Annotated in this window: 24 protein-coding genes; 10 read left to right on the forward strand and 14 right to left on the reverse strand. The window is 52.6% G+C overall.

Annotation, left to right across the window (positions count from 1 at the left end):
• The first annotated feature begins 36 nt into the window (after positions 1-36).
• Entirely contained in the window at positions 37-2217 is a 2181-nt protein-coding gene (locus E3U32_RS20260) for a type I secretion system permease/ATPase (protein ID WP_134350217.1), read from the forward strand.
• Positions 2214-3389 (forward strand): HlyD family type I secretion periplasmic adaptor subunit, encoded by a 1176-nt coding sequence (locus E3U32_RS20265; protein WP_134350218.1) that lies wholly within the window; start codon positions 2214-2216, stop codon positions 3387-3389. Before E3U32_RS20260 ends, E3U32_RS20265 begins: the two co-directional genes overlap by 4 nt.
• 35 nt (positions 3390-3424) lie before the next feature.
• Here E3U32_RS20265 and E3U32_RS20270 read toward each other — a convergent pair whose 3' ends face one another.
• The gene (locus E3U32_RS20270; RefSeq protein ID WP_134350219.1) at positions 3425-4309 is read right to left on the reverse strand and encodes a MarR family transcriptional regulator; all 885 of its coding nucleotides are present in this window, start codon (positions 4307-4309) and stop codon (positions 3425-3427) included.
• 276 nt (positions 4310-4585) lie between these two features.
• On the opposite strand from E3U32_RS20270, the gene E3U32_RS20275 reads away from it, so the two are divergent.
• A complete protein-coding gene (locus tag E3U32_RS20275; protein ID WP_134350220.1) occupies positions 4586-6049 on the forward strand; it encodes an EAL domain-containing protein in 1464 nt (487 codons plus the stop codon).
• Between the two features lie 29 nt (positions 6050-6078).
• Here E3U32_RS20275 and E3U32_RS20280 read toward each other — a convergent pair whose 3' ends face one another.
• Both E3U32_RS20280 and E3U32_RS20285 read right to left on the reverse strand, forming a co-directional pair.
• Positions 6079-6351 carry a DUF883 family protein gene (locus E3U32_RS20280; RefSeq protein ID WP_047348589.1) on the reverse strand — a complete coding sequence of 91 codons (273 nt, stop codon included), beginning with the start codon at positions 6349-6351 and terminating at the stop codon, positions 6079-6081.
• Positions 6352-6470: 119 nt separating this feature from the next.
• The gene (locus E3U32_RS20285; protein WP_134350221.1) at positions 6471-6947 is read right to left on the reverse strand and encodes a GNAT family N-acetyltransferase; all 477 of its coding nucleotides are present in this window, start codon (positions 6945-6947) and stop codon (positions 6471-6473) included.
• 89 nt (positions 6948-7036) lie between these two features.
• Here E3U32_RS20285 and E3U32_RS20290 point away from each other — a divergent pair, with 89 nt between their 5' ends.
• On the forward strand, positions 7037-7999 hold the full coding sequence (locus E3U32_RS20290) for a LysR family transcriptional regulator (protein ID WP_134350222.1): 963 nt from the start codon (positions 7037-7039) through the stop codon (positions 7997-7999).
• Here the strand turns inward: E3U32_RS20290 and E3U32_RS20295 are convergent.
• From E3U32_RS20295 to E3U32_RS20315, 5 genes are read right to left on the reverse strand one after another with little or no spacing between them, the layout of a single operon-like run.
• Positions 7954-8169, reverse strand: coding sequence for a helix-turn-helix domain-containing protein (locus tag E3U32_RS20295; protein WP_024908393.1), 216 nt, complete (start codon positions 8167-8169; stop codon positions 7954-7956). The two genes, E3U32_RS20290 and E3U32_RS20295, sit on opposite strands and share 46 nt — an antisense overlap.
• A gap of 2 nt (positions 8170-8171) precedes the next feature.
• Entirely contained in the window at positions 8172-8705 is a 534-nt protein-coding gene (locus tag E3U32_RS20300; protein WP_134350223.1) for a DUF2975 domain-containing protein, read from the reverse strand.
• Positions 8706-8730: 25 nt separating this feature from the next.
• Positions 8731-9078 (reverse strand): hypothetical protein, encoded by a 348-nt coding sequence (locus E3U32_RS20305; RefSeq protein ID WP_134350224.1) that lies wholly within the window; start codon positions 9076-9078, stop codon positions 8731-8733.
• Positions 9065-10180 (reverse strand): serine hydrolase domain-containing protein, encoded by a 1116-nt coding sequence (locus E3U32_RS20310; RefSeq protein WP_134350225.1) that lies wholly within the window; start codon positions 10178-10180, stop codon positions 9065-9067. The genes E3U32_RS20305 and E3U32_RS20310 overlap by 14 nt, the downstream gene beginning before the upstream one ends.
• A gap of 9 nt (positions 10181-10189) precedes the next feature.
• Complete coding sequence (locus E3U32_RS20315; protein WP_134350226.1) at positions 10190-10996, reverse strand: MipA/OmpV family protein; 807 nt, start codon at positions 10994-10996, stop codon at positions 10190-10192.
• Positions 10997-11210: 214 nt separating this feature from the next.
• Between E3U32_RS20315 and E3U32_RS20320 the strand changes: the two genes are divergently transcribed.
• Positions 11211-12104, forward strand: a complete 894-nt coding sequence (locus tag E3U32_RS20320; protein ID WP_134350227.1) for a LysR family transcriptional regulator — start codon at positions 11211-11213, stop codon at positions 12102-12104.
• Here the strand turns inward: E3U32_RS20320 and E3U32_RS20325 are convergent.
• The 3 genes from E3U32_RS20325 to E3U32_RS20330 all read right to left on the reverse strand — a co-directional run bounded on the left by E3U32_RS20325 (position 12099) and on the right by E3U32_RS20330 (position 13583).
• Entirely contained in the window at positions 12099-12701 is a 603-nt protein-coding gene (locus E3U32_RS20325; protein WP_134350228.1) for a LysE family translocator, read from the reverse strand. The two genes, E3U32_RS20320 and E3U32_RS20325, sit on opposite strands and share 6 nt — an antisense overlap.
• A gap of 307 nt (positions 12702-13008) precedes the next feature.
• Positions 13009-13116: a YnaM/YnfT family protein gene (locus tag E3U32_RS23925; RefSeq protein ID WP_353620398.1), complete on the reverse strand. Its 108-nt coding sequence runs from the start codon at positions 13114-13116 to the stop codon at positions 13009-13011.
• A 239-nt stretch (positions 13117-13355) separates the two neighbouring features.
• Positions 13356-13583 (reverse strand): hypothetical protein, encoded by a 228-nt coding sequence (locus tag E3U32_RS20330; protein ID WP_134350229.1) that lies wholly within the window; start codon positions 13581-13583, stop codon positions 13356-13358.
• A 149-nt stretch (positions 13584-13732) separates the two neighbouring features.
• On the opposite strand from E3U32_RS20330, the gene E3U32_RS23820 reads away from it, so the two are divergent.
• A complete protein-coding gene (locus E3U32_RS23820; RefSeq protein WP_286164430.1) occupies positions 13733-13897 on the forward strand; it encodes a YnfU family zinc-binding protein in 165 nt (54 codons plus the stop codon).
• Between the two features lie 115 nt (positions 13898-14012).
• Here E3U32_RS23820 and E3U32_RS20335 read toward each other — a convergent pair whose 3' ends face one another.
• Positions 14013-14234, reverse strand: a complete 222-nt coding sequence (locus E3U32_RS20335) for a cold shock domain-containing protein (protein WP_134350230.1) — start codon at positions 14232-14234, stop codon at positions 14013-14015.
• Between the two features lie 270 nt (positions 14235-14504).
• Here E3U32_RS20335 and cspF point away from each other — a divergent pair, with 270 nt between their 5' ends.
• The 4 genes from cspF to E3U32_RS20355 all read left to right on the forward strand — a co-directional run bounded on the left by cspF (position 14505) and on the right by E3U32_RS20355 (position 18243).
• Positions 14505-14717: a cold shock-like protein CspF gene (gene cspF, locus E3U32_RS20340; protein WP_134350231.1), complete on the forward strand. Its 213-nt coding sequence runs from the start codon at positions 14505-14507 to the stop codon at positions 14715-14717.
• 248 nt (positions 14718-14965) lie between these two features.
• Positions 14966-15241, forward strand: a complete 276-nt coding sequence (locus E3U32_RS20345; RefSeq protein WP_134350232.1) for a metal/formaldehyde-sensitive transcriptional repressor — start codon at positions 14966-14968, stop codon at positions 15239-15241.
• A gap of 31 nt (positions 15242-15272) precedes the next feature.
• Positions 15273-16391 carry an S-(hydroxymethyl)glutathione dehydrogenase/class III alcohol dehydrogenase gene (locus E3U32_RS20350; RefSeq protein WP_134350233.1) on the forward strand — a complete coding sequence of 373 codons (1119 nt, stop codon included), beginning with the start codon at positions 15273-15275 and terminating at the stop codon, positions 16389-16391.
• 160 nt (positions 16392-16551) lie between these two features.
• Entirely contained in the window at positions 16552-18243 is a 1692-nt protein-coding gene (locus E3U32_RS20355) for a methyl-accepting chemotaxis protein (protein WP_134350234.1), read from the forward strand.
• Between the two features lie 119 nt (positions 18244-18362).
• Here the strand turns inward: E3U32_RS20355 and E3U32_RS20360 are convergent, their stop codons facing one another.
• Together E3U32_RS20360 and E3U32_RS20365 are read right to left on the reverse strand one after the other, a co-directional pair.
• Complete coding sequence (locus tag E3U32_RS20360) at positions 18363-20744, reverse strand: glucose/quinate/shikimate family membrane-bound PQQ-dependent dehydrogenase (protein ID WP_134350235.1); 2382 nt, start codon at positions 20742-20744, stop codon at positions 18363-18365.
• Between the two features lie 256 nt (positions 20745-21000).
• Positions 21001-21924, reverse strand: a complete 924-nt coding sequence (locus E3U32_RS20365; RefSeq protein ID WP_134350236.1) for a LysR substrate-binding domain-containing protein — start codon at positions 21922-21924, stop codon at positions 21001-21003.
• Positions 21925-22067 lie beyond the last annotated feature (143 nt).

The following is a 22067-nucleotide window of genomic DNA, read 5'->3' on the forward strand; positions in this document are numbered from 1 at the left end:
CGTTTCTTTTACACGAATTGCGTTAACCCGGAGATTATGAAGACACATCCACAGTACGAACCCTGGCTGCAGGGCATGCTTATCATCGCGAAACACTATCGGCTGGATTTCTCAGCGGAGCATGTTCGGGTCACGGTTAACCATGAAAGCCAGTCTCCACGCCAGCTGGTGCTGGAGGAGATTGCGCGTCAGCTTGGGCTGGGGTTGCGTATGGTGGCGGCTGAAGCGGTATCCCTCGATCCGTGGCGCCTGCCGCTGCTGGCGGAATTCACCGGCGGACAAATCGCGGTCATTAACCGCATGGATAGCGAAGGCAACGTCAGCCTGCAGTTTAGCGGCGATGCGGGGCTGGAGACGACGCTGACGCGTGAAGAACTTGGGCCACGGCTAAAGGGGCTAATGGTGCTGCGTCCGCTCGAGTCCACGCCGGATGCCCGTGTGGATGACTACATTAAACCGTATGAGAAAAACTGGTTCTGGCAGCTGGCGCTGAAGGACTGGCGACGCTACAGCGACATTATGCTGGTGGCGCTGGTTGCCAACGTGCTGGCCCTTTCCGGCATGGTCTTCTCCATGCAGGTGTACGACAGGGTTGTACCGTCGCAGTCGGAAGCCACGCTGTGGGTGCTGTTTGGCGGCGTGATGATTGCCATCGTGTTTGAATTCATCATGCGCATGCTGCGCGTGCATATTTCTGACGTGGTGGGGAAACGCGCCGACCTGCGTATCTCTGAACGCGTTTTTGCCCACGCGTTGCGGATCAAAAATGGCGCACGCTCCAAATCAACCGGATCGTTTATCGCGCAGATCCGCGAGCTGGAGTCGGTGCGCGAGCTGATCACCTCCACCACCATTGCGGCTATCTCCGATCTGCCGTTTTTCCTGCTGTTCGTTTTTATTCTTTGGATGATTGGCGGTCCGCTGGTACTGGTGGTCCTGCTTGCCGTGCCGCTGCTGCTCATCCCCGGCCTGCTGGTGCAGCGCCCGCTGGGGAAACTCTCCAGCGAAGGGATGCGTGAATCCGCCATTCGTAACGCCACGCTGGTGGAAGCGGTGCAGGGCATTGAAGACATCAAGCTGATGCGTGCCGAGCAGCGTTTCCAGAACCAGTGGAATAACACCAACGACGTCGCCGCCAGCGTCGGCATGAAGCAGCGCTGGCTGACGGGCCTGCTGCTGACGTGGACGCAGGAGGTGCAGTCAATCGTTTATGCGGTGGTACTGCTGGTCGGCTGTTACCTGGTCATCAGCGGTGACATGACCACCGGTGCGCTGGTAGGGACCTCAATTCTGGCATCGCGCACTATCGCGCCGCTGTCGCAGATCTCAGGCGTGCTCTCGCGCTGGCAGTCGGCAAAAGTGGCCCGCAAGGGGCTGGACGATCTGATGCAGCGTCCGATTGACGATCCGCAGTACGGCAAGAAGGTGCACAAAGCCCACCTGCGCGGCGACTATAGCCTTGAGGACGTCGGGTTTTATTACGACGAGGAAGAGAAACTCACCGTGCTCAACATCAGCAAGCTGCAGATCCGCGCCGGGGAGCGGGTGGCGGTGCTTGGGCGTAATGGCTCCGGTAAAAGCACGCTGTTACAGCTTCTGGCGGGCATGCAGGAGCCGCAGCAAGGGAGCATCCTGCTGGACGGTATTGCCCTCAATCATCTGGACCCGGCCGATGTGCGTCGCGACATGCAGCTGCTTAGCCAGCAGGCCCGGCTGTTCTTTGGCTCAGTGCGGGACAACATCCTGATGGGGAACCCGCTGGCGACAGATGATGAAATTCATCAGGCGCTGGTCAACAGCGGCGCGCTGGAGTTTGTACGCAAGCAGAAAATGGGGCTGAACACCCTCATCAACGAGGGCGGAACGGGCCTGTCGGGCGGTCAGCGTCAGGCGCTCCTGCTGGCGCGCGCGCTGATTACCTCCCCGAATATCCTGCTGCTGGACGAACCTACCGCCTGGCTGGACGAAATGAGCGAGAAGCAGTTTATTCAACATCTTCACACCTGGCTGAGCAAGCGCCGGACGCTGGTCGTGGCGACGCATCGCCTGCCGATTCTGGATTTGGTCGACCGTATCATTGTGCTGGAAAACGGCAAGGTAGTGATGGACGGCCCGCGCGATGCGATCCTGCATCAGCACGGTATGGCGCCGCAGAAAGGCGCACAGCGCACGGTGACCATGAAGCCGGCGGCGGTTGCCGAGGAGGGCGCGGCATGAATGATTTGTCTCGTTTCAATAGCCGACTGAAGGAGCCCCGCCTGCCGCGCTCGTCACTGGTGGCATGGTCGCTCTTCGCCCTGCTGGCGGTGTTTATCGCCTGGGCAAGCCTGTTCCATCTTGATGAAGTGACGACCGGCAGCGGCAAGGTCATACCGTCTTCTCATGAACAGGTCATTCAGTCCCTGGAAGGCGGCATTATCCACAGCCTGATGGTGCGGGAAGGCGACATTGTTGAACGCGGCCAGCAGCTTGCGCAGCTTGACCGGACAAAAACCGAGTCGAGCGTGCTGGAGAGTGCGTCTCGCCTGAATGCGGCGCTGGCAACGGCAGCGCGCCTGAAGGCCGAGGTGAACGACACGGAACTCGCGTTTCCGGATGAGCTGGATGACGACGTTGAGCTGGTCAAACAGGAAACGGCGCTCTATCAGTCCCGTCGTGAAAGCCTCGAAAAAGGGCTGGCCGGTTTACGTCAGGGCGCAGAGCTGGTGCAGCGCGAGCTGTCGTTAACCCGTCCGCTGGTGACCCAGGGGGCGGCCAGCAAGGTTGAGGTGTTACGTCTTGAGCGTCAAAAAAATGAGCTTGAGAATAAAATCACCGAGATGAAAAACCAGTATTACGTTCGCGCCCGTGAAGAGCTGGCGAAAGCTAATGCGGAGATTGAAGCCCAGCGTTCGGTGATGAAAGGGCGTGAGGACTCCCTGACCCGACTGACCTTCAATGCTCCGGTTCGCGGGATCGTGAAGGATATTGACGTCACCACCGTGGGAGGCGTTATCCCGCCGAACGGCAAGCTGATGAGCCTGGTCCCGTTAGACGACCAGATGGTGGTGGAGGCGAAAATTTCGCCGCGCGACGTGGCGTTTATCCATCCTGGCCAGAAAGCGCTGGTGAAAATTACGGCCTATGACTACTCGATTTACGGCGGGCTGGAAGGGGAAGTGACCATGATTTCGCCGGACACCCTGCAGGATGAGGTGAAAAGGGATGTCTACTACTATCGCGTTTATATTCGTACCGACAGTAACCATCTGACCAATAAGCAAGGTCAGGAATTTCCGGTCTTTCCGGGCATGATTGCCACTGTTGATATTAAAACCGGCAGCAAAACTATTCTGGATTATCTGTTGAAGCCGCTGAACAAGGCCAAAGAGGCGCTGCGGGAAAGATAGGTAAACGGCGTTCGGGATGCCGAACGCCTGCTGGATTATACCGTTGACGTCACGTGATGAGCATGGCGTCGCTCTTTAGGTACAACATTGATGTAATGCGTGACGTATGCAAAATATAACCCGGCATAATTTTCGACCAGTTCGAGAAATGCCGGGTATACCGACATCCGACCATCACCGCGATCTTTCAGATAACCCGCCTCCTGTGCCATTTTGATAATTCGGTTGACGTGAATGCGTGAAACAAAAAATTCTTTTGCGAGCGAGTTGGCTGAATACGCAATGACTGCACCGTTAGCCGATTTGTTTTTCATGGCCTGCAGATAAATATAAAGCATAATCATGCGGCCGCCATCCTTATCGATAAATAATCCCACTTCTGGCAAAACCTTTCTGAACGTTAATCCCCGAAAAAGATACTCAGCCGCACGGCGGAAAAAGTTATTTCTCAATACATCATTATCCAGTAAGTTAACATTGATATTAAATTTAGGATAAAGAATGCTGACCGGCAAAAATGCGCCAGACATATATCGCTTTAGTTCATTCAAACCTTTTTCGGTTGGTGCGATTTTTGTTTTGCGTCTGTCTTCCGTGCACCGCCAGGTCTTGATGCGTCCTGTGGTTCTGAGTATCGTAATGATCGCAATAACGCTGTTGGGGCTGGCTATCTTATAGCGAGAACATAACGCTTTAATCTCTGAAACTGACTCGGCCTGATTTCCAAAAATAAAACAGCACATGGAGAGAATAATGTTAAATCGTGATTCCTGTAGCATTGTTTTGTAGAACAGAGGTTGTTTTTTGTAGATGGTGTCATTAATTGTGTAGTGCTCTAATATTGCCTCACCGAATCGCGGATTGTTCTTTATAACATCCCTTCGATGTAGCAAGGCCCTGGATGAGACGTGATTATCCATAGCATTTTTCTCGTATTTAAATGAGCCGATAGATGAAGTGTTTAGTCTTCTTTTTCGGAACTCATATTATACCCTGAGAATGAGGTGTTTGCCGTTGGTATTTGCAAAGAAAAGTATATTTAAACGTCGGTGATTAACGCAAAGATGTTCCTGTGAATTAGGCTGATAACTATTTCTTAGCCTGAAGCTGTACTGTAAAATTAATGTTTAAAACGGGTGCGTTAAATTTTACGCATTCACAAATGGAAATGGCGCTTCAGTGCCCAGGAGCAGGTTATGACCCACAAAATTTCTCTGAGAAATGGGGCGTGCGATGAACAAAAATTTGTCGTTTCAGCCTGCGCGTTCACATTCCTGGGATATCGTGAGATCCTTAGCAAGTACGGAATACAGGTCTCGCATATTCACTTTGAGGGGGATGAGGTATCCCAACAGGATGTGGGAAATATCCTTATAAATCAAAGTTCTCATATTGTAGCGTTTCTCGGAAAAGGTATCGTCAATCTCCTGGAAACCCTGAAGCGGCTGGCATCCGTGCTCAATACTCTTCCCGTTATTCGATGCGTCACCCTGTACGGTGACATTCCGGATGGCTGGTTGTATCGCACCCTAGGCAGTCTTTTAAATAATAGCTATCAATTATCATTGATTCGTATTGCCCGCGTTTCAGATGTCATAACCTGTTCTCATACGCAACATAACGTTTTTAAGGATCGTTCGTACTTATTACGCGATCGCTGCAGGGATAATTCTTCGCAAGAAAACGTAAAGTGGCTAACAAAAAGAGAGATTGACGTTTTATTAAGTTTCTACCGCGGCATGTCCGTAAAAGAAATGTGTGACGTAATGGGGCTTTCTAATAAAACGGTTTATACTCACCGCAAGGAAGGCGTGATGAAATTACGCTTGATTAAACAATGGCTACACGATCCGCATAATTTTAAAGCCGAAGGGGGTATTAAACATCAGTGTCAAAAGACAGAGTTCACGGATAAGGAAACAGAAATATTAAATGCGCTACTTAAAAAAGAGATCTTCCCTTCCTATCAGATTATTACCGACCGTGACAAGAAAGGTGTAGGTTTTGAAATACTGATTCGTTGGGATAAAAACGGTAAAATTGTCAAGCCAGCCAGTTTCCTCACAGATATCTCAAATCACGAAATATGGTTAAAAATAACGGCGTTAGTCATTCATGCCGCCGTTTCGGGGATTAATAAATATAATGGGAAATACTATTTTTCAGTGAATATTCCAGCTGTTCTGGCCTCAGGGAATGCATTACCTGATATGGCAAGGAAAGCTATCGGTATGCTGCTCAAACCGCAATGGGCCGAAAAGCTGGTCTTTGAGTTTGCAGAAGATATTGACGTGACAAAGGACAAAAGGATCCCTGAAACCATGCGGCAGTTACGTAATACGGGGTGTCGATTGTTTCTGGATGACTGTTTCTCTAATCATCAAACCATGTTCCCGGTGCGGCAGGTGCATTTTGATGGACTCAAGCTGGATCGGGACATCGTTGAGCATTTTGTGGCAAACGACAATGACTATAACTTGATTAAAGCGATACAGCTTTATAGCGACATGACCGGTACGGACTGTATAGCGGAGGGGGTTGATAGTGAAGAAAAGTTTGAGAAATTAGTCGCGCTGGGTGTCAAAAACTTTCAGGGGTATTATTTATCGCAAGCTGTAAAAGAGGAGGAGTTAGACCGCATGGTCAGGTTGTTTAGTTAAGAAAAAATAAAGCCCCGAAGGGCCTTTTATTATTTTCGACCCAGCAACAGGCCGAGAACAATACCGACCGCACCCGCTGCGACGAGGCCGGTGAGGGGGTTATTTCTGACAGCTTCAGTGACGTCGGAAACGGCATCGCTGGCCTGTGCGGCATATTTTTTAGCCGCGCCTTTGACCTGGTGCTTCGGTGAATCAACGAATTCACCAAACTGCTGCTGCGCTGAGCCTGCAAGTTCATCAAGTTTATTTTTTGCTTTGTCTTCAGCAAACTGGGTGTTTTTATCAGTACCGAAATCAGACATTTTTGCCTCCTTTTGTTGATAATTAAAGGATAGCCGCTCTTTGCCGATATGAGAGATGAAAGGCTAATTTCGGCATCCGATACGGTGGTTTTCGGATATATCTCTATGCCGCTAACCCGTTATTCGGCAAATTTCAGCAGCGCTTCGCCATCAAGACGATAGCGAACCCATTCGGACTGCGGCAGCGCGCCAATGCTCAGGTAAAAGTCGATGGCGGGCTGGTTCCAGTCGAGCACGCTCCATTCAAGGCGTCCGCACTGCCGCGTTACCGCGAGCTGCGCGATATGTTTCAGCAGCGCTCTGCCCGCGCCTTTACCGCGATACTCCGGGGATATGTACAGGTCTTCCATATAAATCCCGTTGCGTCCAAGCCAGGTAGAATAGCTGGTGAAGAACACGGCATAGCCGGCGATCTTACCTGCAAACTCCGCGATCAACGCTTCGGTTTTAGTGCCTGCGCCAAAGAGCGTTTGGCGGATCTCCTCCGGCGTGGTAACCACTTCTTCCGGCGCTTTTTCATACACCGCCAGTTCATAAATCATGGCGTAAATGGCCGCCGCATCTTCGGGGCGGGCCTGACGAATGGTGATGCTCATTGTGGTTCCTGTTTTTAGCGTGTGTTTCGATTGATGGCGTTAAGCATACGGAGTATTGTTCGAAGAATTAAGTGCAATGAAATCAACAAATGATGAATATTATGCATCCGGCACTGAGGCGGCTTGATTTAAACCTGCTGCCCGTTTTCGACGCGATTTACCGCCACCGTTCCGTTAGGCTGGCCGCTGATGAGCTGGCGATGAGCACATCGGCGCTCAGCCATGCACTATCGCGTTTGCGCGCCACCCTGAATGACCCGCTATTTTTTCGGGAAGGGCATCGCATGTCCCCCAGCGTGTATGCCTCTCAGCTCGCGCCTTCCATTGCTTCCGCACTGTCGTTCCTTAATCATGAGCTGACCCCGCAGCCGGAGTTTGACGCGGCCAGCAGCACCGAGAGCTTACAGATTGCGATTACGGATTTTACCGCGCTTTGCATTTTTCCGGCCCTGATGCACAAGCTGCAGCTTGCTGCCCCGGGTTTATGTTTTGAATTGCGCTACCTGCCGCACAGCCCGGCGCTGACGGAACTGCTGGCGGGCGAGGTGGATCTGGCGCTGGGTTTCAGCACGCCGGATGATTTCCGCCATCCAGAACTGGAAGAGATCGGCTGGTTTGAAGATGAGTATGTGGTCATCAGCAACGCAAGCCGGACGCGGCTGACGCTGGAAGATTATCTCGCGGCCCGGCACCTGGTGGTGACGCCGTGGAATGAAAAGCAGGGCGTTCTGGATGTGCGGCTCGAACAACTGGGCTATACCCGGCAAATCGCGATCAAAACGCCATCGATGCTCAGCGCACCGTTTATCGTAGCGGAAAGTGACCTGCTGATGGCCATCCCCAGGTATGCCGCTGAGAAACTGACTGCGGCAGCGGATCTCAGGATATTTGCGTTACCGTTCCCGATACGCAGGTTTGAAGTGAAAATTTACTCGCATAAACGCAGCGGCCAGCGGGGCGCGACCCGCTGGCTTAAAGAGGAGCTGCAAACGCTGGCGCAAGGGCTTCATTCCGGGCTATCCGGCTCCCAGGAGAGGATATCGCCGGGTTGACACTGCAGCGCCTCGCAAATTTTGGCCAGCGTATCAAAACGTATCCCTTTCACCTTTCCGGACTTGAGCAGCGACAGGTTTTGCTCCGTGATCCCCACAAAGGCTGCCAGCGCTCTGGACGTCATTTTCTTCTCTACCAGCATTTTGTCCAGATGAACCACAACAGCCATAATCAGATGAACTCCTTATTTTCTTCTTCCGCTTTGATCCCTTCGACCAGGGAGTGAAACGTCACCAGCAGCAAGCCGCCTGTTAATAACAGTACAAAATCCCCCAGCAAAAGGGTGACCTGGTAGTAATGTCCCGGCCACGCGATCGTCAGCGGGATCAAAAAGCGCGACACCGGCAGCGCGATGCCAAGGCTTAGCATTGCGATGGCAATTTTACGCACGCTGTTTGCCAGTGGTCGGGAGAGGATCTGTTTTTGACGCACCTGACGCGTGACGCTCATTCCCTGCCAGATAGCAAAGGCAAAAAGACCGGCAGGAAGATAAAGGATCGCCAGCAAGAGTAGCTGGCGAAGCGGCGACACCGTCGTTATTTGCAGAGTGTCATTCTTAACCTCGGCGAACGTAAGCATAGTGGAAATAAAAAGCGACTCACCGGTGAAATAGATCCACAGGGGGACGATTAATACCAGGATGAGAAATAGCGGTAGCAACCCTGCAATGAGCACCAGACTGAGTTTATTCCTCGCACCGTTCACGTTAAACCTTCCTGAATATTTCATATTATTTTAAGACCAGCATGCTCAAGCATGACATAAGCATCAGCGCGATAGCAATCTTGACGCCGTTCAGAGAGTTAGCACCGTGTTTCATCCAGGGTTTTGACCACGCGTGATACACGCTAACGGCAAGATATGACGCCTGAATGACCCAGGTAAGCATTCTGAATAAGTAACCCGAACTGCTCAGATGGGTAATTGTCTGCATCATTTCCATGCAATACAGAATAATTCCGACGGTCAGCATCGTGTTGACCAGCCGAAGCTTATAATGCGCGGCCCACGTTCCGCACACAAACAGCAGAGCCGAGGCAAAGGTCAGTATCGCCCAGAGGATATCAATCCAGTTCATGATGTACCTCTGCTGCATTATCTGGCTGCGTTAATAACAGTCGTATTGCCGGGACAATCACCGGCCACGCGGTGTCGGAGAGGATCACCACGGCGCTTTGTCGCTGTCGGTCGAAGGCGATAGCGGCTGCGAACCCCGACGACTCACCATCATGCCAGGTGATATCGCGCCCCTTAATGCGCGTGGTGAACCAGCCATAGCCCACGCGTGAATCGGGGTCGTCAGTCGGAAACTGCGGCATCATCGCGTCGCTCCCGGCGAGCTCTCCGGACAGTAGCGACTGAGCATAATTGGCCATATCGACAATGGTCGAACGCACGCCACCGGCAGGCGCAAATGCGTGCATTATCCACGGCGCTTCGCTGAAACCTGATGCGGTAGCGCCCTGGCTGAACGCGGGCGAGGCAGGTGTTGAATCACCGGCGACGAGGGAATTTGTCATGTGCGCCTGGGCGAAAAGCCGCGTTTGCAGAAGCTGGGTAAAGGGTTGATGCGCTGCGCGTGCCAGCGCCAGTCCCAGCAGCGCGTAGCCGGTGTTAGAGTAGTCAAATCCGGCGGGGCGTTCGAGGCTGGCTTTATTCACCATCTCTATTAACGTCTTCTCCCCGAAGCTCCAGAAATTGTCACGCAGGATGATGGTCTTAAGTACCTGAATTTTCTGAAGTAACGACGTCGCCAGCGGCGGCAGACCGGAGCGGTGCGATGCCAGCTGCGCAAGGGTAATATTGCTCGCCGGGCCTGCTATCTCCGGGATGAGTTCGCCGACGCGGGTTTGCGGGGTCACTTCACCGCGTCGCTGCGCCTCAATCAGCAGGCTGCCGGTCATGGTTTTGGTCAGGCTGGCGATTTCATACTGTTTTGTGAAATCACTGTCCCACAGGGCGTACTGCACGCCTTTCGGGGTGATGACGGCGGCGGCAACGCTGCCTCGCGCGCCGCTGAGGAGGGGCGTTAAGAACGAGACGACCGTTGCATCTCCCGCCAGGCGTGGAGAGGGTTTACTGAACCCCGGCTGCAGGTAGATGCCTGCGGCAATCAGCGACATAAAAACCGTTCCTGCGGCTAACAATCTCGTACGGCTGCGCACATATTGTTTGCTCATGGTTGCGCCTCAGAATTGATACTGGATCATTGATGAGAGGGTGTACTGCATTCTGCTTTTTACCAGCGGGCTCTTAGCCGCTTCATCGAGCAGACAGGCCGCGCGACCAGCGACTCCAGCCGTCAGGTTTTCACTGATGTGCCAGACCAGTTCGCTAACGACTCCTCCTTCCTGTAAACCCGATGAAGGGGAATATGCCTCAAAATCAGTGCGCTGAGACTGGCTAACGGTGACCCCATAGTGGCGCTGCTGATAGCCGCTGTTCGCCCAGGTGATATCACCAGCGACCGAAAATTCGACGTGCTGCCCGCGCCAGAGGATAGTCTTTACGCCGCCGTTCACGGTCCTCGCCAGGGGCTGCGTCTCGCCACCGTACCGGTGTGTTTGCGTTGCGCTTAATGCGCGCAGCCAGAGCCCCCAGTCCCCACGTTGATAACGCAGCTCCCCGCCCGCCATCAGCATGTCGGACAGATCGCCCATTCCCTGCAGGTCACGATTTTTTCTGGCGGAGAGGGGGTAATTAATTATCTCTTTGCGCCCCTCATCTGAGGCCAGCAGCAAACTCACGGCAAACGGGGAGTCGGGTTGAAACGTCCACACCAGCCCCTCCGTGGAGAGATCCCATTGCCCCCAGTCTTTACTCTTCAGGCTCAGACCGCCTTTAAGTAGCGGCCCGGGCGCGGAGTGCCGCGATCCCGAATAAACGGGACTGACCGCGACACCCAGACCCGCATAACCGGACAGCTCCGCACTGTGTAAAGGGGCGCAAAGCGCCATCCCCGCGAGCGAAACGCCATACAGCAGACTTCTGTTCATTCGATGCCTCTCCTGGCAAAGGTACGTTGAAGTGTGTGCAGGCTAGCCTGGTGCTTATCGTTTAACAATAAACATTTATTGTTTTACACTAAATTTGGTAGGGGGACGCAAGTGCTCTCGTTAAAAAGAGATGCGACCGGGGAGGAAAATCGGCTATCGTAACCCTATGATTAAATTAATGGTTCGCAGGAACGCCGTTGTAACAGGACGATAAATGATTGATGACATCCGTTATCTGATAGTGTTTGCAAAGATTGCTGAGGCAGGATCCATTTCAGGCGGGGCAGAGGCTTTAGGGCTTACGACAGCAACGGCAAGCACGCATTTATCTAAGCTTGAAAAAAATCTTGGCTGCGCGCTGCTGTACAGAAACACCCGTAAACTCTCTCTCACTCACGACGGCGTTAATTTGCTGGAAACGGCCAAATCGATGCTGGCGCTGTATGAGCAGGGGGTTATTGAATTTAAGCAGCGTTCGATTTCAACGGCGAATAAGCTGCATATTTCTATTCCAGCCGTATTTCTGAACAGCGCGTTTACTCGTCATCTGGCCACTTTTATAAAAAAGCACCCGGGTATTTTACTGAATATTTCTTACAGCGATACGCGCAGAGATATTATTGCTGACGGTATTGATGTTGCGTTTCGAATCGGCGAACTTCCGGACAGCTCACTTAAAGCGCGGCATCTTTTTGTGCTGCCCCGGCAGTTAGTTGCCTCCCGGGATTTGCTCAGCCATTATCCCCCAATTAAACATCCTGATGACTTAGCGCAACTGCCGTGGATTGGACTCAATATGAGGCAGAATAAGCGGGAATTCCGGCATGAAAATGGGGAAGTTGCCGTCGTAATATATACACCCACCGTGTATGTTGATAATGTCGAAGCCGCCTATTCCCTCGCAAAGCAGCAAATTGGCCTCGCGGCACCTCCTCGCTATTTAAGCGAAGAGGACGTTAAGCGCGGAGAAATGCAGGCTTTACTCCCTGGTTGGTCATTAGAACCGCTGAAAGTCTATGCCGTATGGCCTTCAAATATTTCGACCAGCAGTATTGCCTACAAATTGATTAATGATATGTATAACTCAGTTGAGTTTCACACGTTATGAATGGCTTAAGAACTGTAAAGAGAGCATGTAACACGCCGTAATAAGCAACAGCCCGCCCATCAATACGTTAAACGTACGGATACGTTGCGTGCTACTGAGTAGCACCGACACCTTTTCTCCCAGCAGCGCCCATGCAGAAAGTGACAGGTAACACACTAAAAAATAGATGATTATAAAGACGAGTACTGTCGCAGGGTTTGAGGGTTCAGAAAACATAGCGGCCCCCGAGGCGCACGCGGTCCATGCTTTTGGGTTGATCCATTGCATTAAGAAACCCTGAATGAAACCGGGTGAATCTGTTTTTGATAATGACATATCTGGCCGGGATGCCGCTATCTTATAGGCCAGGTACATGATAAATAATGAACCTGCAATATTGAGATACTGAAAGAACAGAGGATGTTTTTCGATTGCGGCGTAAAACCCGAAACACACTAAGAAAAGTAATAACGTAAACCCTGTTGTTGCACCTGATACAAATGAGAATGTCTTTCTAAAACCATTAACGGCTCCTGACGATATAATCACCATGTTAACGGGACCAGGTGAAAAAGAAAGCGTCAGTGAAAATATAAACATCGAAAAAACTAATAACATTTTATCTCCGCATGTTGGTTTATCTGCAATATAGGTACTGTGATTTTTTCATTCACTACTTGTCTCATCATGTTTCTGAAGACTACCCGGGAACCTTCGTCAGAGTAAGTGGCTTTTCTCTAAAGGTTTGTTTGAGTTTTTTGCTTTTAAAGGCTAATACCCATTTGAATGGGGAGGGTAGTCTGGTTTGAGGCTTTAGCAGATGTGCATGCAGAGTCGTGACCTGGAAGACGAGGTGGGTTGCCGCTGATTCCCCACGCTGGGCATAGCGTGCGATACACAATGCCAGCAATGGGTTACGGCGGCGTCAAAGATTGTCAGGGTTGTTCGAAGTGCTGATCCAAACCTTAATTAGACTCAACATTATCAACCCCATAACTACGGCGACGCTAGTTACGATAATATAAGATGACATGAAATCACCTTTTTCTATTCAGATAGTTTATTTGACTTTTTATTTTTGCGTTAGTTCCTTAACCACGAGAATTTATTTGGTGTTGTCATTTTATAATGATGTGTCTTGGGTGGGCTATCTGTAAAAAAATGCCTGCATTTTGCAGGCTTTAATAGTGAGTCATTGTTGTTATTCTAATTCAAAAAATAAATCACATATAAATAGCACTTTACTGACTGCGTTGTAGCCGGCACAGCCTGTCACATATGGATTTTTGCCGCATCAAGTATCTTCTTAGAGGTGAGTTCACTGTCAGAAGCTACATAGACAAAGTTGTGATCTCCGGTTAACGATGGGAAACCCGCAGACATTATCTGAAGGTGTATTTCTTCACCGTTCGGATACTCCTGCCTTACAGACGTCGTTCCTTGCAGTACAGTGACAAGTTTACTCGGTTTTCCGTTGAAAAAAACGATTACATTCTTCATAGACCACCCTGTATTTTTGGGGATTTCCAAAGTAATACTTGCTAATAGAGTGCATTACTTTGTCATTTTTGAACCCTTTAGAAAAATTAAAGCAAGCATTTCTTTGCTGGAACGTGTATTGTGGCAGTCCTTAAAATCAGGAGAAGCCTATGTCTGGACGTAAAAATACACAATTCCGTCGAAATCATTTAGTCAAATGTCCATGCCCAAATTGTTCTAAAGATTCAGAACATAGTTTTAATCGCGTGCAAAAGGGTGCTCAACTTGTCTGCCCGTATTGCAATGCTTTGTTTAAATCTACTCAACGCTTCTGAATCTGTTAGTTGTCAGAAAGAAAAATTATTGAATATATTTATTTTTTTTGGCAACAAGTTATCTTCTTGTCATGAAGGCAAGGAAGTGATGCTTTTGGAGGTTGCCTAATTTGTACTATAATCTATCTAAAAGTATTACATTTGAAGCTGCAGGACCTTTATCGCCGCTTAGAATAGCAAATTCGACTTTCTGACCTTCAAACAGCGTCTTAAAGTCATCTCCCTGGAGTGCAGAGAAATGAACAAAAACATCTTTACTGCCATCAAGCGGGGAGATAAAACCAAATCCTTTACCTTCATTAAACCACTTAACCAAACCTTGAATTCTTGAAGACATAAATACTCCTTTTAAATGCTATTAAAATGATAAGGAAGGACTAAAACGTATGGACTCAAAAGGAGGGGATATCAGCGATAGCGCCTGGTTATGAGGACTGACTTGCAAAATATTTTCATTCGGTATTGCATCGAACTAACTAAAGCATTAAGGCACGAATAGCGTCAATAAGCAATTTTTATTTTAGCCGTCTGGGCGGCCTTTTAAAGATGATTAGCTAAAATAAATATTTCCTGTATAGTTGAGACTAGATTACTACAAGGAAATTATTTGTCTCGTAAAATGACAGGAATTGTCAAAAGTTTTGACTTCAAGAGTGGAAAAGGTTTTATCATCCCATCAGATGGCCGAAAAGATGTTGTTCTACATATCTCCGCATTAAATAACAGTGAAAATCAATCGTTAGAGCCAGGCGTTCGTGTTGAATTTTATCGCATAAACGGACTCAGTGGACCGATGGCGGCTAACATATTTTTTTCTTAAAAATATGAAACCAATTAAAAACGTACAATGCCAAACCAGTGTGGGATTTGAATTCCACTGGTTCTATTAATTTCGCTCCTTGATTTTTAACACCCCCCACAGCGCATGAAATTGCATGTCAGATAAACCTCTCTCCGATAGTGCCTTTTGACCATATTGAATAGCAGACTGATAACCATAGAAAACGTAATGTTTACATGAGGCTGCTTTAAAACATACAATACCCCCCTATAGTATCAGGAGGGCGTATGCCGCATTCACCCGCAGATAAAAAACGTATCCTTACTCGCGTCCGTCGCATTCGGGGCCAGGTTGATGCCCTTGAGCGTGCGCTGGAGTCGGGCGAACCCTGTCTGGCCATTCTGCAGCAAATTGCCGCCGTGCGTGGGGCAGCTAATGGCCTGATGGGCGAAATGGTTGAAATTCACCTCAAAGACGAGCTGGTGGCGGGGGAAACAACGCCGGATCAGCGAGCCGTACGCATGGCAGAAGTCGGCCATTTACTGCGCTCTTATCTAAAATAAACCCACACACCTCACAATAAGGGAAGACAATATGAAATCTCGCGCTGCAGTTGCATTTGGTCCCGGCCAGCCGCTCAAAATCGTTGAAATCGACGTGGCACCGCCTAAGAAAGGTGAAGTGCTGATTAAAATCACCCATACCGGGGTATGTCATACCGATGCGTTTACGCTGTCGGGCGACGATCCGGAAGGCGTCTTCCCGGCGGTGCTGGGCCATGAAGGGGGCGGTGTTGTGGTGGAAGTGGGCGAGGGCGTGACCAGCCTGAAACCCGGCGATCACGTGATCCCGCTGTACACGGCGGAATGCGGCGAGTGTAAGTTCTGTAAATCCGGCAAGACCAACCTCTGCCAGGCGGTTCGCGCCACCCAGGGGAAAGGGCTGATGCCGGACGGTACTACCCGTTTCTCATACAACGGCGAGCCTGTTTATCACTATATGGGCACCAGCACCTTCAGTGAATACACCGTTTGCGCGGAGATCTCGCTGGCGAAGGTGAACCCGCAGGCGCCGCTGGATAAAGTCTGCCTGCTGGGCTGCGGCGTAACCACCGGCATTGGTGCGGTGCACAACACGGCAAAAGTCAAAGAGGGTGACACCGTGGCGGTGTTCGGTCTCGGTGGCATTGGTCTGGCGGTCATTCAGGGCGCGGTCCAGGCGAAGGCAGGTCGTATCATCGCGGTCGACACCAACCCGGAGAAATTCAAACTGGCGGGTGAAATGGGCGCGACCGACTTCGTGAACCCGAAAGATCACGAGAAACCGGTTCAGGATGTCATTGTTGAGATGACCGACGGTGGCGTTGACTTCAGCTTCGAGTGTATCGGCAACGTTAACGTGATGCGTTCCGCGCTGGAGTGCTGCCACAAGGGCTGGGGCGAGAGCATCATCATTGGCGTGGCCGGTGCGGGTCAGGAGATCAAAACCCGTCCATTCCAGCTGGTCACCGGACGCGTATGGCGCGGTTCCGCCTTTGGCGGCGTGAAGGGGCGTACCCAGCTTCCGGGGATGGTTGAAGATGCCATGGTCGGAAAGATTCAGCTCGATCCGTTCATTACCCACCGTTTACCGCTTGAGCAGATCAACGATGCGTTCGATCTGATGCACGAAGGAAAATCCATCCGCACCGTCATTCATTTCGGCGACAAGTAACTCTTCTGCCAGCGGTTTTTAGCCGCTGGCGTTTCTTTAATAATCTTCTCTAAAGTGTGACCAGTGCGGCGTTTTTAGCCGTAATCTAAATCCCAACCGTGCCGATGACTATCTGACAGGCGTGTTTTTACGCATCTTACCTACAAGAGAGTCGACGGTCATGGACAACACTACTTCGATGCCGGCGCAGCGCAAGCTGAGCTTCTTGCATCACATCAGGCTGGTTCCGCTGTTTTCCTCCATTCTCGGTGGCATTATTCTGCTCTTTGCCTTGAGCTCGGGTCTGGCGGGTTATTTCCTGCTGCAGGCCGATCGCGACCAGCAGGATGTCACATCCGAAATTCAGGTGCGTATGGGGCTGTCGAATAGCTCAAACCATCTGCGAACCGCGCGTATTAATATGATCCACGCCGGTGCGGCAAGTCGTATCGCGGAAATGGATGCCATGAAGCAGAACATCGCCGAGGCGGAAACGCGGATTAAGCAGTCCCAGGATAGCTTTACCGCCTACATGAACCGTGCAGTGTGCACGTCTGCCGACGAAGCGCTGGATGCTGACCTGAAAGCGCGCTACGACGCCTACATCGCGGGTCTTATGCCGATGGTCAAATTTGCCAAAAACGGCATGTTCGAAGCGATTATCAACCACGAAAACGAAACGGCACGCCCGCTGGACGAGGCTTATAACGCCGTGCTGCTGAAGGCGATCAAGATCCGTACCGACCGCGCCAGTGCGCTGACGGCACAGGCTCACAGCCGCACGCAATTGGGTCTGATGTTTATGGTGGGCGCGTTTGCGCTGGCGCTGGTGCTGACAGCGATGACCTTTGTTGTGCTGCGTCGCACGGTAATCAACCCGCTGCAGCGTGCCGCGAAACGCATCGAAAATATCGCCAAAGGCGACCTGACGATGCCGGACGATGTAGCCGGGCGCAGCGAAATTGGCCGCCTGACGCGCGATCTGCAAACCATGCAGCACTCGCTTGAAAACACCGTGGGCACCGTACGTCAGGGTGCAGAGGAAATCTACCGCGGCACCAGCGAGATTTCTGCCGGTAACACCGATCTCTCTTCGCGCACCGAGCAGCAGGCTGCGGCGATTGAGCAAACCGCCGCGAGCATGGAGCAACTGACCGCAACGGTGAAACAGAACGCCGATAACGCGCATCATGCCAGCAAGCTGGCGGAAGATGCCTCCGGCAAAGCCAGCCGCGGCGGTCAGATGGTCTCCGGCGTGGTTAAAACCATGGGCAATATCTCCACCAGTTCGAAGAAGATCTCTGAGATTACCGCCGTGATTAACAGCATTGCGTTCCAGACCAATATTCTGGCGCTTAACGCCGCGGTAGAAGCGGCGCGTGCGGGCGAGCAAGGGCGAGGGTTTGCCGTGGTGGCAAGCGAAGTCCGTACCCTGGCAAGCCGCAGTGCAAATGCCGCAAAAGAGATTGAAAGCCTGATCAACGAATCGGTTTCTCTGATCGACCAGGGCTCCGGTGAAGTTGTCGCCGCGGGTCACACCATGAATGAAATCGTCGATGCGGTTAAGCGCGTGACCGATATCATGCTGGAGATCGCCGCCGCGTCCGATGAGCAGAGCCGCGGTATCGTGCAGGTCAGCCAGGCGATTTCTGAGATGGATAAGGTCACCCAGCAGAACGCCTCGCTGGTGGAAGAAGCCTCCGCCGCGGCGGCGTCTCTGGAAGAACAGGGCGCGCGTCTGACCGAGGCGGTCGGCGCATTTCGTCTGAGCGGGGCAAAGCCGGGCCGCGCGGTAATGTCTGCTCCAGTGGCGAAGAGCTCACCGTTGCGTCCAGCGGCAACGGTGTCCGGGGATAACTGGGAGACGTTCTGAGTAGCGTGTTGTGTCGGGTGGCGGCTTCGCCTTACCCGACCTACTTGTATTTGTAGGCCCGCGTAAGCGTAGCGCCACCGGGCAAAAAAAAGGGACCGAAAGGTCCCTTTTTTCATCCGTTACTTCTTATCGGGTAACGCATAGGCGATAACGTAATCACCGCGATCCGGCGACTGGCGAGCGCCGCCGGCGTTAATGATGATGTACTGTTTACCGGTTTTCGGCGACACGTAGGTCATCGGGCCGGACTGGCTACCGACCGGCAGGCGGTCTTTCCAGATCTCTTTCCCGGTGGCGGTATCAAACGCGCGCAGGTAGAAATCCTGCGTGCCGGCGAAGAACAGCAGACCGGACTGGGTAGAAAGCGATGCCCCGAGCGTCGGCATCCCGATTGGGATTGGCATGTGCATACGAATGCCGAGCGGGCCGGTATCTTCCACCGTGCCGACAGGGACCTGCCACACCAGCTTGCCGGTTTTCAGGTCAACGGCCGACATAGTACCAAACGGCGGCTTCTGGCACGGAATGCCCAGCGGTGACAGGAAGCGTTCGCGCATTGCGCCGAACGGCGTGCCGTCCATCGGAACGATACCCATCTCAATGCCGCTGGCGTTTTTCGCCACGTTAGCGCGCGGCACCATGTAGTTTGCCAGCCCCAGGCGCATATCGTTGACGAACATCAGGCTGTTGTTCGGGTCAACGGAGACGCTGCCCCAGTTCATCCCGCCGAGAGAACCGGGGAACTGCAGGGAACGGTCGAGCCCCGGCGGGGTGAAGACGCCCTGATGACGCATCTCTTTAAACTGAATGCGGCACAGCAGCAGGTCGACAGGTGTCGCCCCCCACATGTCGGACTCGGTCAGCGTCTGGTTGCCAATCATCGGCATGCCAACGGAATACGGCTGGGTCGGAGAGTAGCGTTCACCTTCAACGTTACCCGCCGGAACAGGACGTTCCTCAACCTTCGCCACCGGCTTGCCGGTTTCGCGGTTAAGCATGAAAATCATGCCCTGCTTGCTGGTCTGCACCAGCACAGGGGTGGTGCCGCCTTTACCGTCTGGCAGGTCGTACAGCAGCGGCTGGGAAGGCAGGTCAAAGTCCCACAGGTCGTGGTGGGTGGTCTGGAAATGCCAGCGCACCTGACCAGTGGTTGCGTCAACGGCGACGATGGAGGAACTGTACTTATCGTCCAGCGCGGTACGCTCGCCCGCCCAGAAATCAGGGGTGGCGTTGCCGGTTGGCAGGTAAATCAGGTTCAGCTTAGCGTCGTAAGACATGGCAGACCAGACGTTCGGTGTACCGCGCGTGTAGGTCTGGCCTTCCGGCGGCAGGCCGGTGATGTTCGGATTACCCGGATCCCACGCCCAGGCCAGCTTACCGGTGTGAACGTCGTACGCGCGCACCACGCCCGGCGGTTCGCCGGTGGAGTAGTTATCCGCGACGCGACCGCCGACGACAACGACATTCCCGGCAACCAGCGGTGTGGAGGTTTGCTGATAATACCCGGGCTTGATCTCGCCCATGCCGATGCTCAGATCCACGGTGCCATGGTCGCCAAAGTCTTCGCAGACTTTGCCGTTATCCGCATTAATGGCAATCAGGCGGGCATCGGTGGTCGGCAGGAACAGGCGGCGAGGGCAGGCCGCAGGCTGAGTCTCAGCCTGTGACGTTGTCACGCTTGAGCGTTCTTCAAAGTAGCCAAGACCGCGGCAGCGTTGCCAGTTAGGCGCGGTGGCTTTGGAATCGTAGCGCCATTTTTCTTTACCGGAATCCACGTCCAGCGCCAGCACTTTGCTGTACGGGGTACAGACATAAAGCGTGTCGCCAACCTGCAATGGCGTGTTCTGATCTTCCGCGCCGGAGCCGTTGCTCTGCGGAATATCGCCAGTGTGTGCAACCCAGGCGACCTTCAGGTCACTGACGTTTTGTTTGTTAATTTGGTCCAGCGCGGCGAAGCGGTCGCCGTGCGTGGTGTTACCCCAGTGCTCCCAGTTTTTTTGCTGCTCGCCGGGCGCGACGGGTTTCACCGGCACGGGCTCGTTCGCTGCCACGAGGGTTTGCGGCTTAAACATCCAGCCCAGGCTAACCAGCATCACAACCGCGAGCACGGCCGCGGTGCCAAAAGCGGGCGCCTTGTTCGGTGCGCTGTGGTTTGCTGCGCGCAGGAAAGGCCAGACGATGGCGCAGAGGAAGGCCAGTACGGCAAAGGTAAACAGGCGGGAGAAGAGCGGCCAGAAATCCCAGCCCGCATCGCTTACCGCCCAGAACAGCGAGGCAATAAACGCGATACCGTAAAGCACGATCCCGCTGCTGCGATTAAGAAAAATCAGGATCGCGGCAATCACCATTACCACGCCCATAATCAGGAAGTAACTACTTCCGCCCACGGTGGCGAGCTTAAAGCCCAACCCGCCGACGGCCAGACCGATGAGCATCATCAGTCCGGCAAGAAGCCACTGCAGAATACGAGGTATCCCGCGCGGCGCGCTGCCAAATGCCATGTCTTTCTCCTTTCGATCCCCCCGCCGTGTTGGGTGTGTACCAGTTGGGTAATAATTGCGGGGAGAGTAATGATTATTATGAGTGAATTCGGGTTTATAAAATGATTTGCGAACCATTTGGTGAATTCGTCGTTATGATAAAACTGTTAAATTGTTTTACGCAATTGTTAATGAATAATTTCGCATTAATTGATTAGCGCGCAGGGCAATGCCCTCGCCCCGTTGGGGAGAGGGTTAGGGTGAGGGGAGAAAGGTGTCAGACAGGCATTGATTTACGAATGGCACTCAGCAACGTTTGCGCGCCAATAGAAAGCGGGGTATCCACCCGGGTCAAAATGCCGATAGGTTCACCGGCGCCGGGGGCGGTCACCGGCAGGGCGGTCAGCGTTCCCTGACGCAAATCGTCTTTCACCGCCCCGGAGGGGACGAACCAGACGTAGTCATAATCCAGCGTGAGCTGGCGCGAAAGCGAGGCCGAAAGCGTTTCGATACAGCCTGAAGGCAGCGTACATCCCTGCATCTGCAGTAATGTTTCGGCGGCCTGGCGCGGGACGGTTCCTTTCGGGCAAACCACAACAGGCCACTCCATGACGCGGCTTAACGTTACGGTATCCTGCAACAGTGGGTGATCGGGGCGCACTACCAGCTTCAGGGACTCCAGGAACAGCAGTTCGTAATTGAGCCCGCCCATCAGTTCCGGGTCGGACATTCGACCGATGCCGAGATCCAACTCGCCCGATTTCAACCCCGCGAGCAGCATGGTGTTGTTCATGGTGGCAACCTGAATGGTGGTATGCCGCTGCTGCTTGTGGAACTGGCCGATAACCGGGGGAAGAATGCCCAGCGCCGCGGTAGGCAAGGCACCCACGCGCACGACCTCGCTGGCCTGCTCTGCTTTTCGGTGCAGGGACTGGCCTGCAGTATTGAGCGCATCCAGGACTTTCACGGCGTGCGTGAGGAACTGCTCGCCCACGAGGGTAAGCTGCGCCCCCAGCCGACCGCGGTCAAAAAGGCGGGCACCGGTCAGCTGTTCCAGCTCGTTGAGGGTTTTGGAGAGCGCAGGCTGGCTCAGGTTAAGAGTTTCAGCCGCACGCCCCAGCGTTCCCTGTTGAGCGACGGCCACAAATGTATGCAAATGGCGCAAGCGTATGCGCTGACTGAACAGACCATTTTTTTCCATAGGCGATGTTAAAAACAGAGCGATGCGGGTGACAAGTTAAGTTGTTTAATTTTGATAACTTGATAGCAAAATATTTTTAACATTTGATCTGTTTGAGTTACAACAAATTTTTCGGCAGGGAATAAAAGCGAACGTCCTTGTTC

This window comes from Lelliottia nimipressuralis, from assembly GCF_004402045.1.
Lineage (GTDB): Bacteria > Pseudomonadota > Gammaproteobacteria > Enterobacterales > Enterobacteriaceae > Enterobacter > Enterobacter chinensis.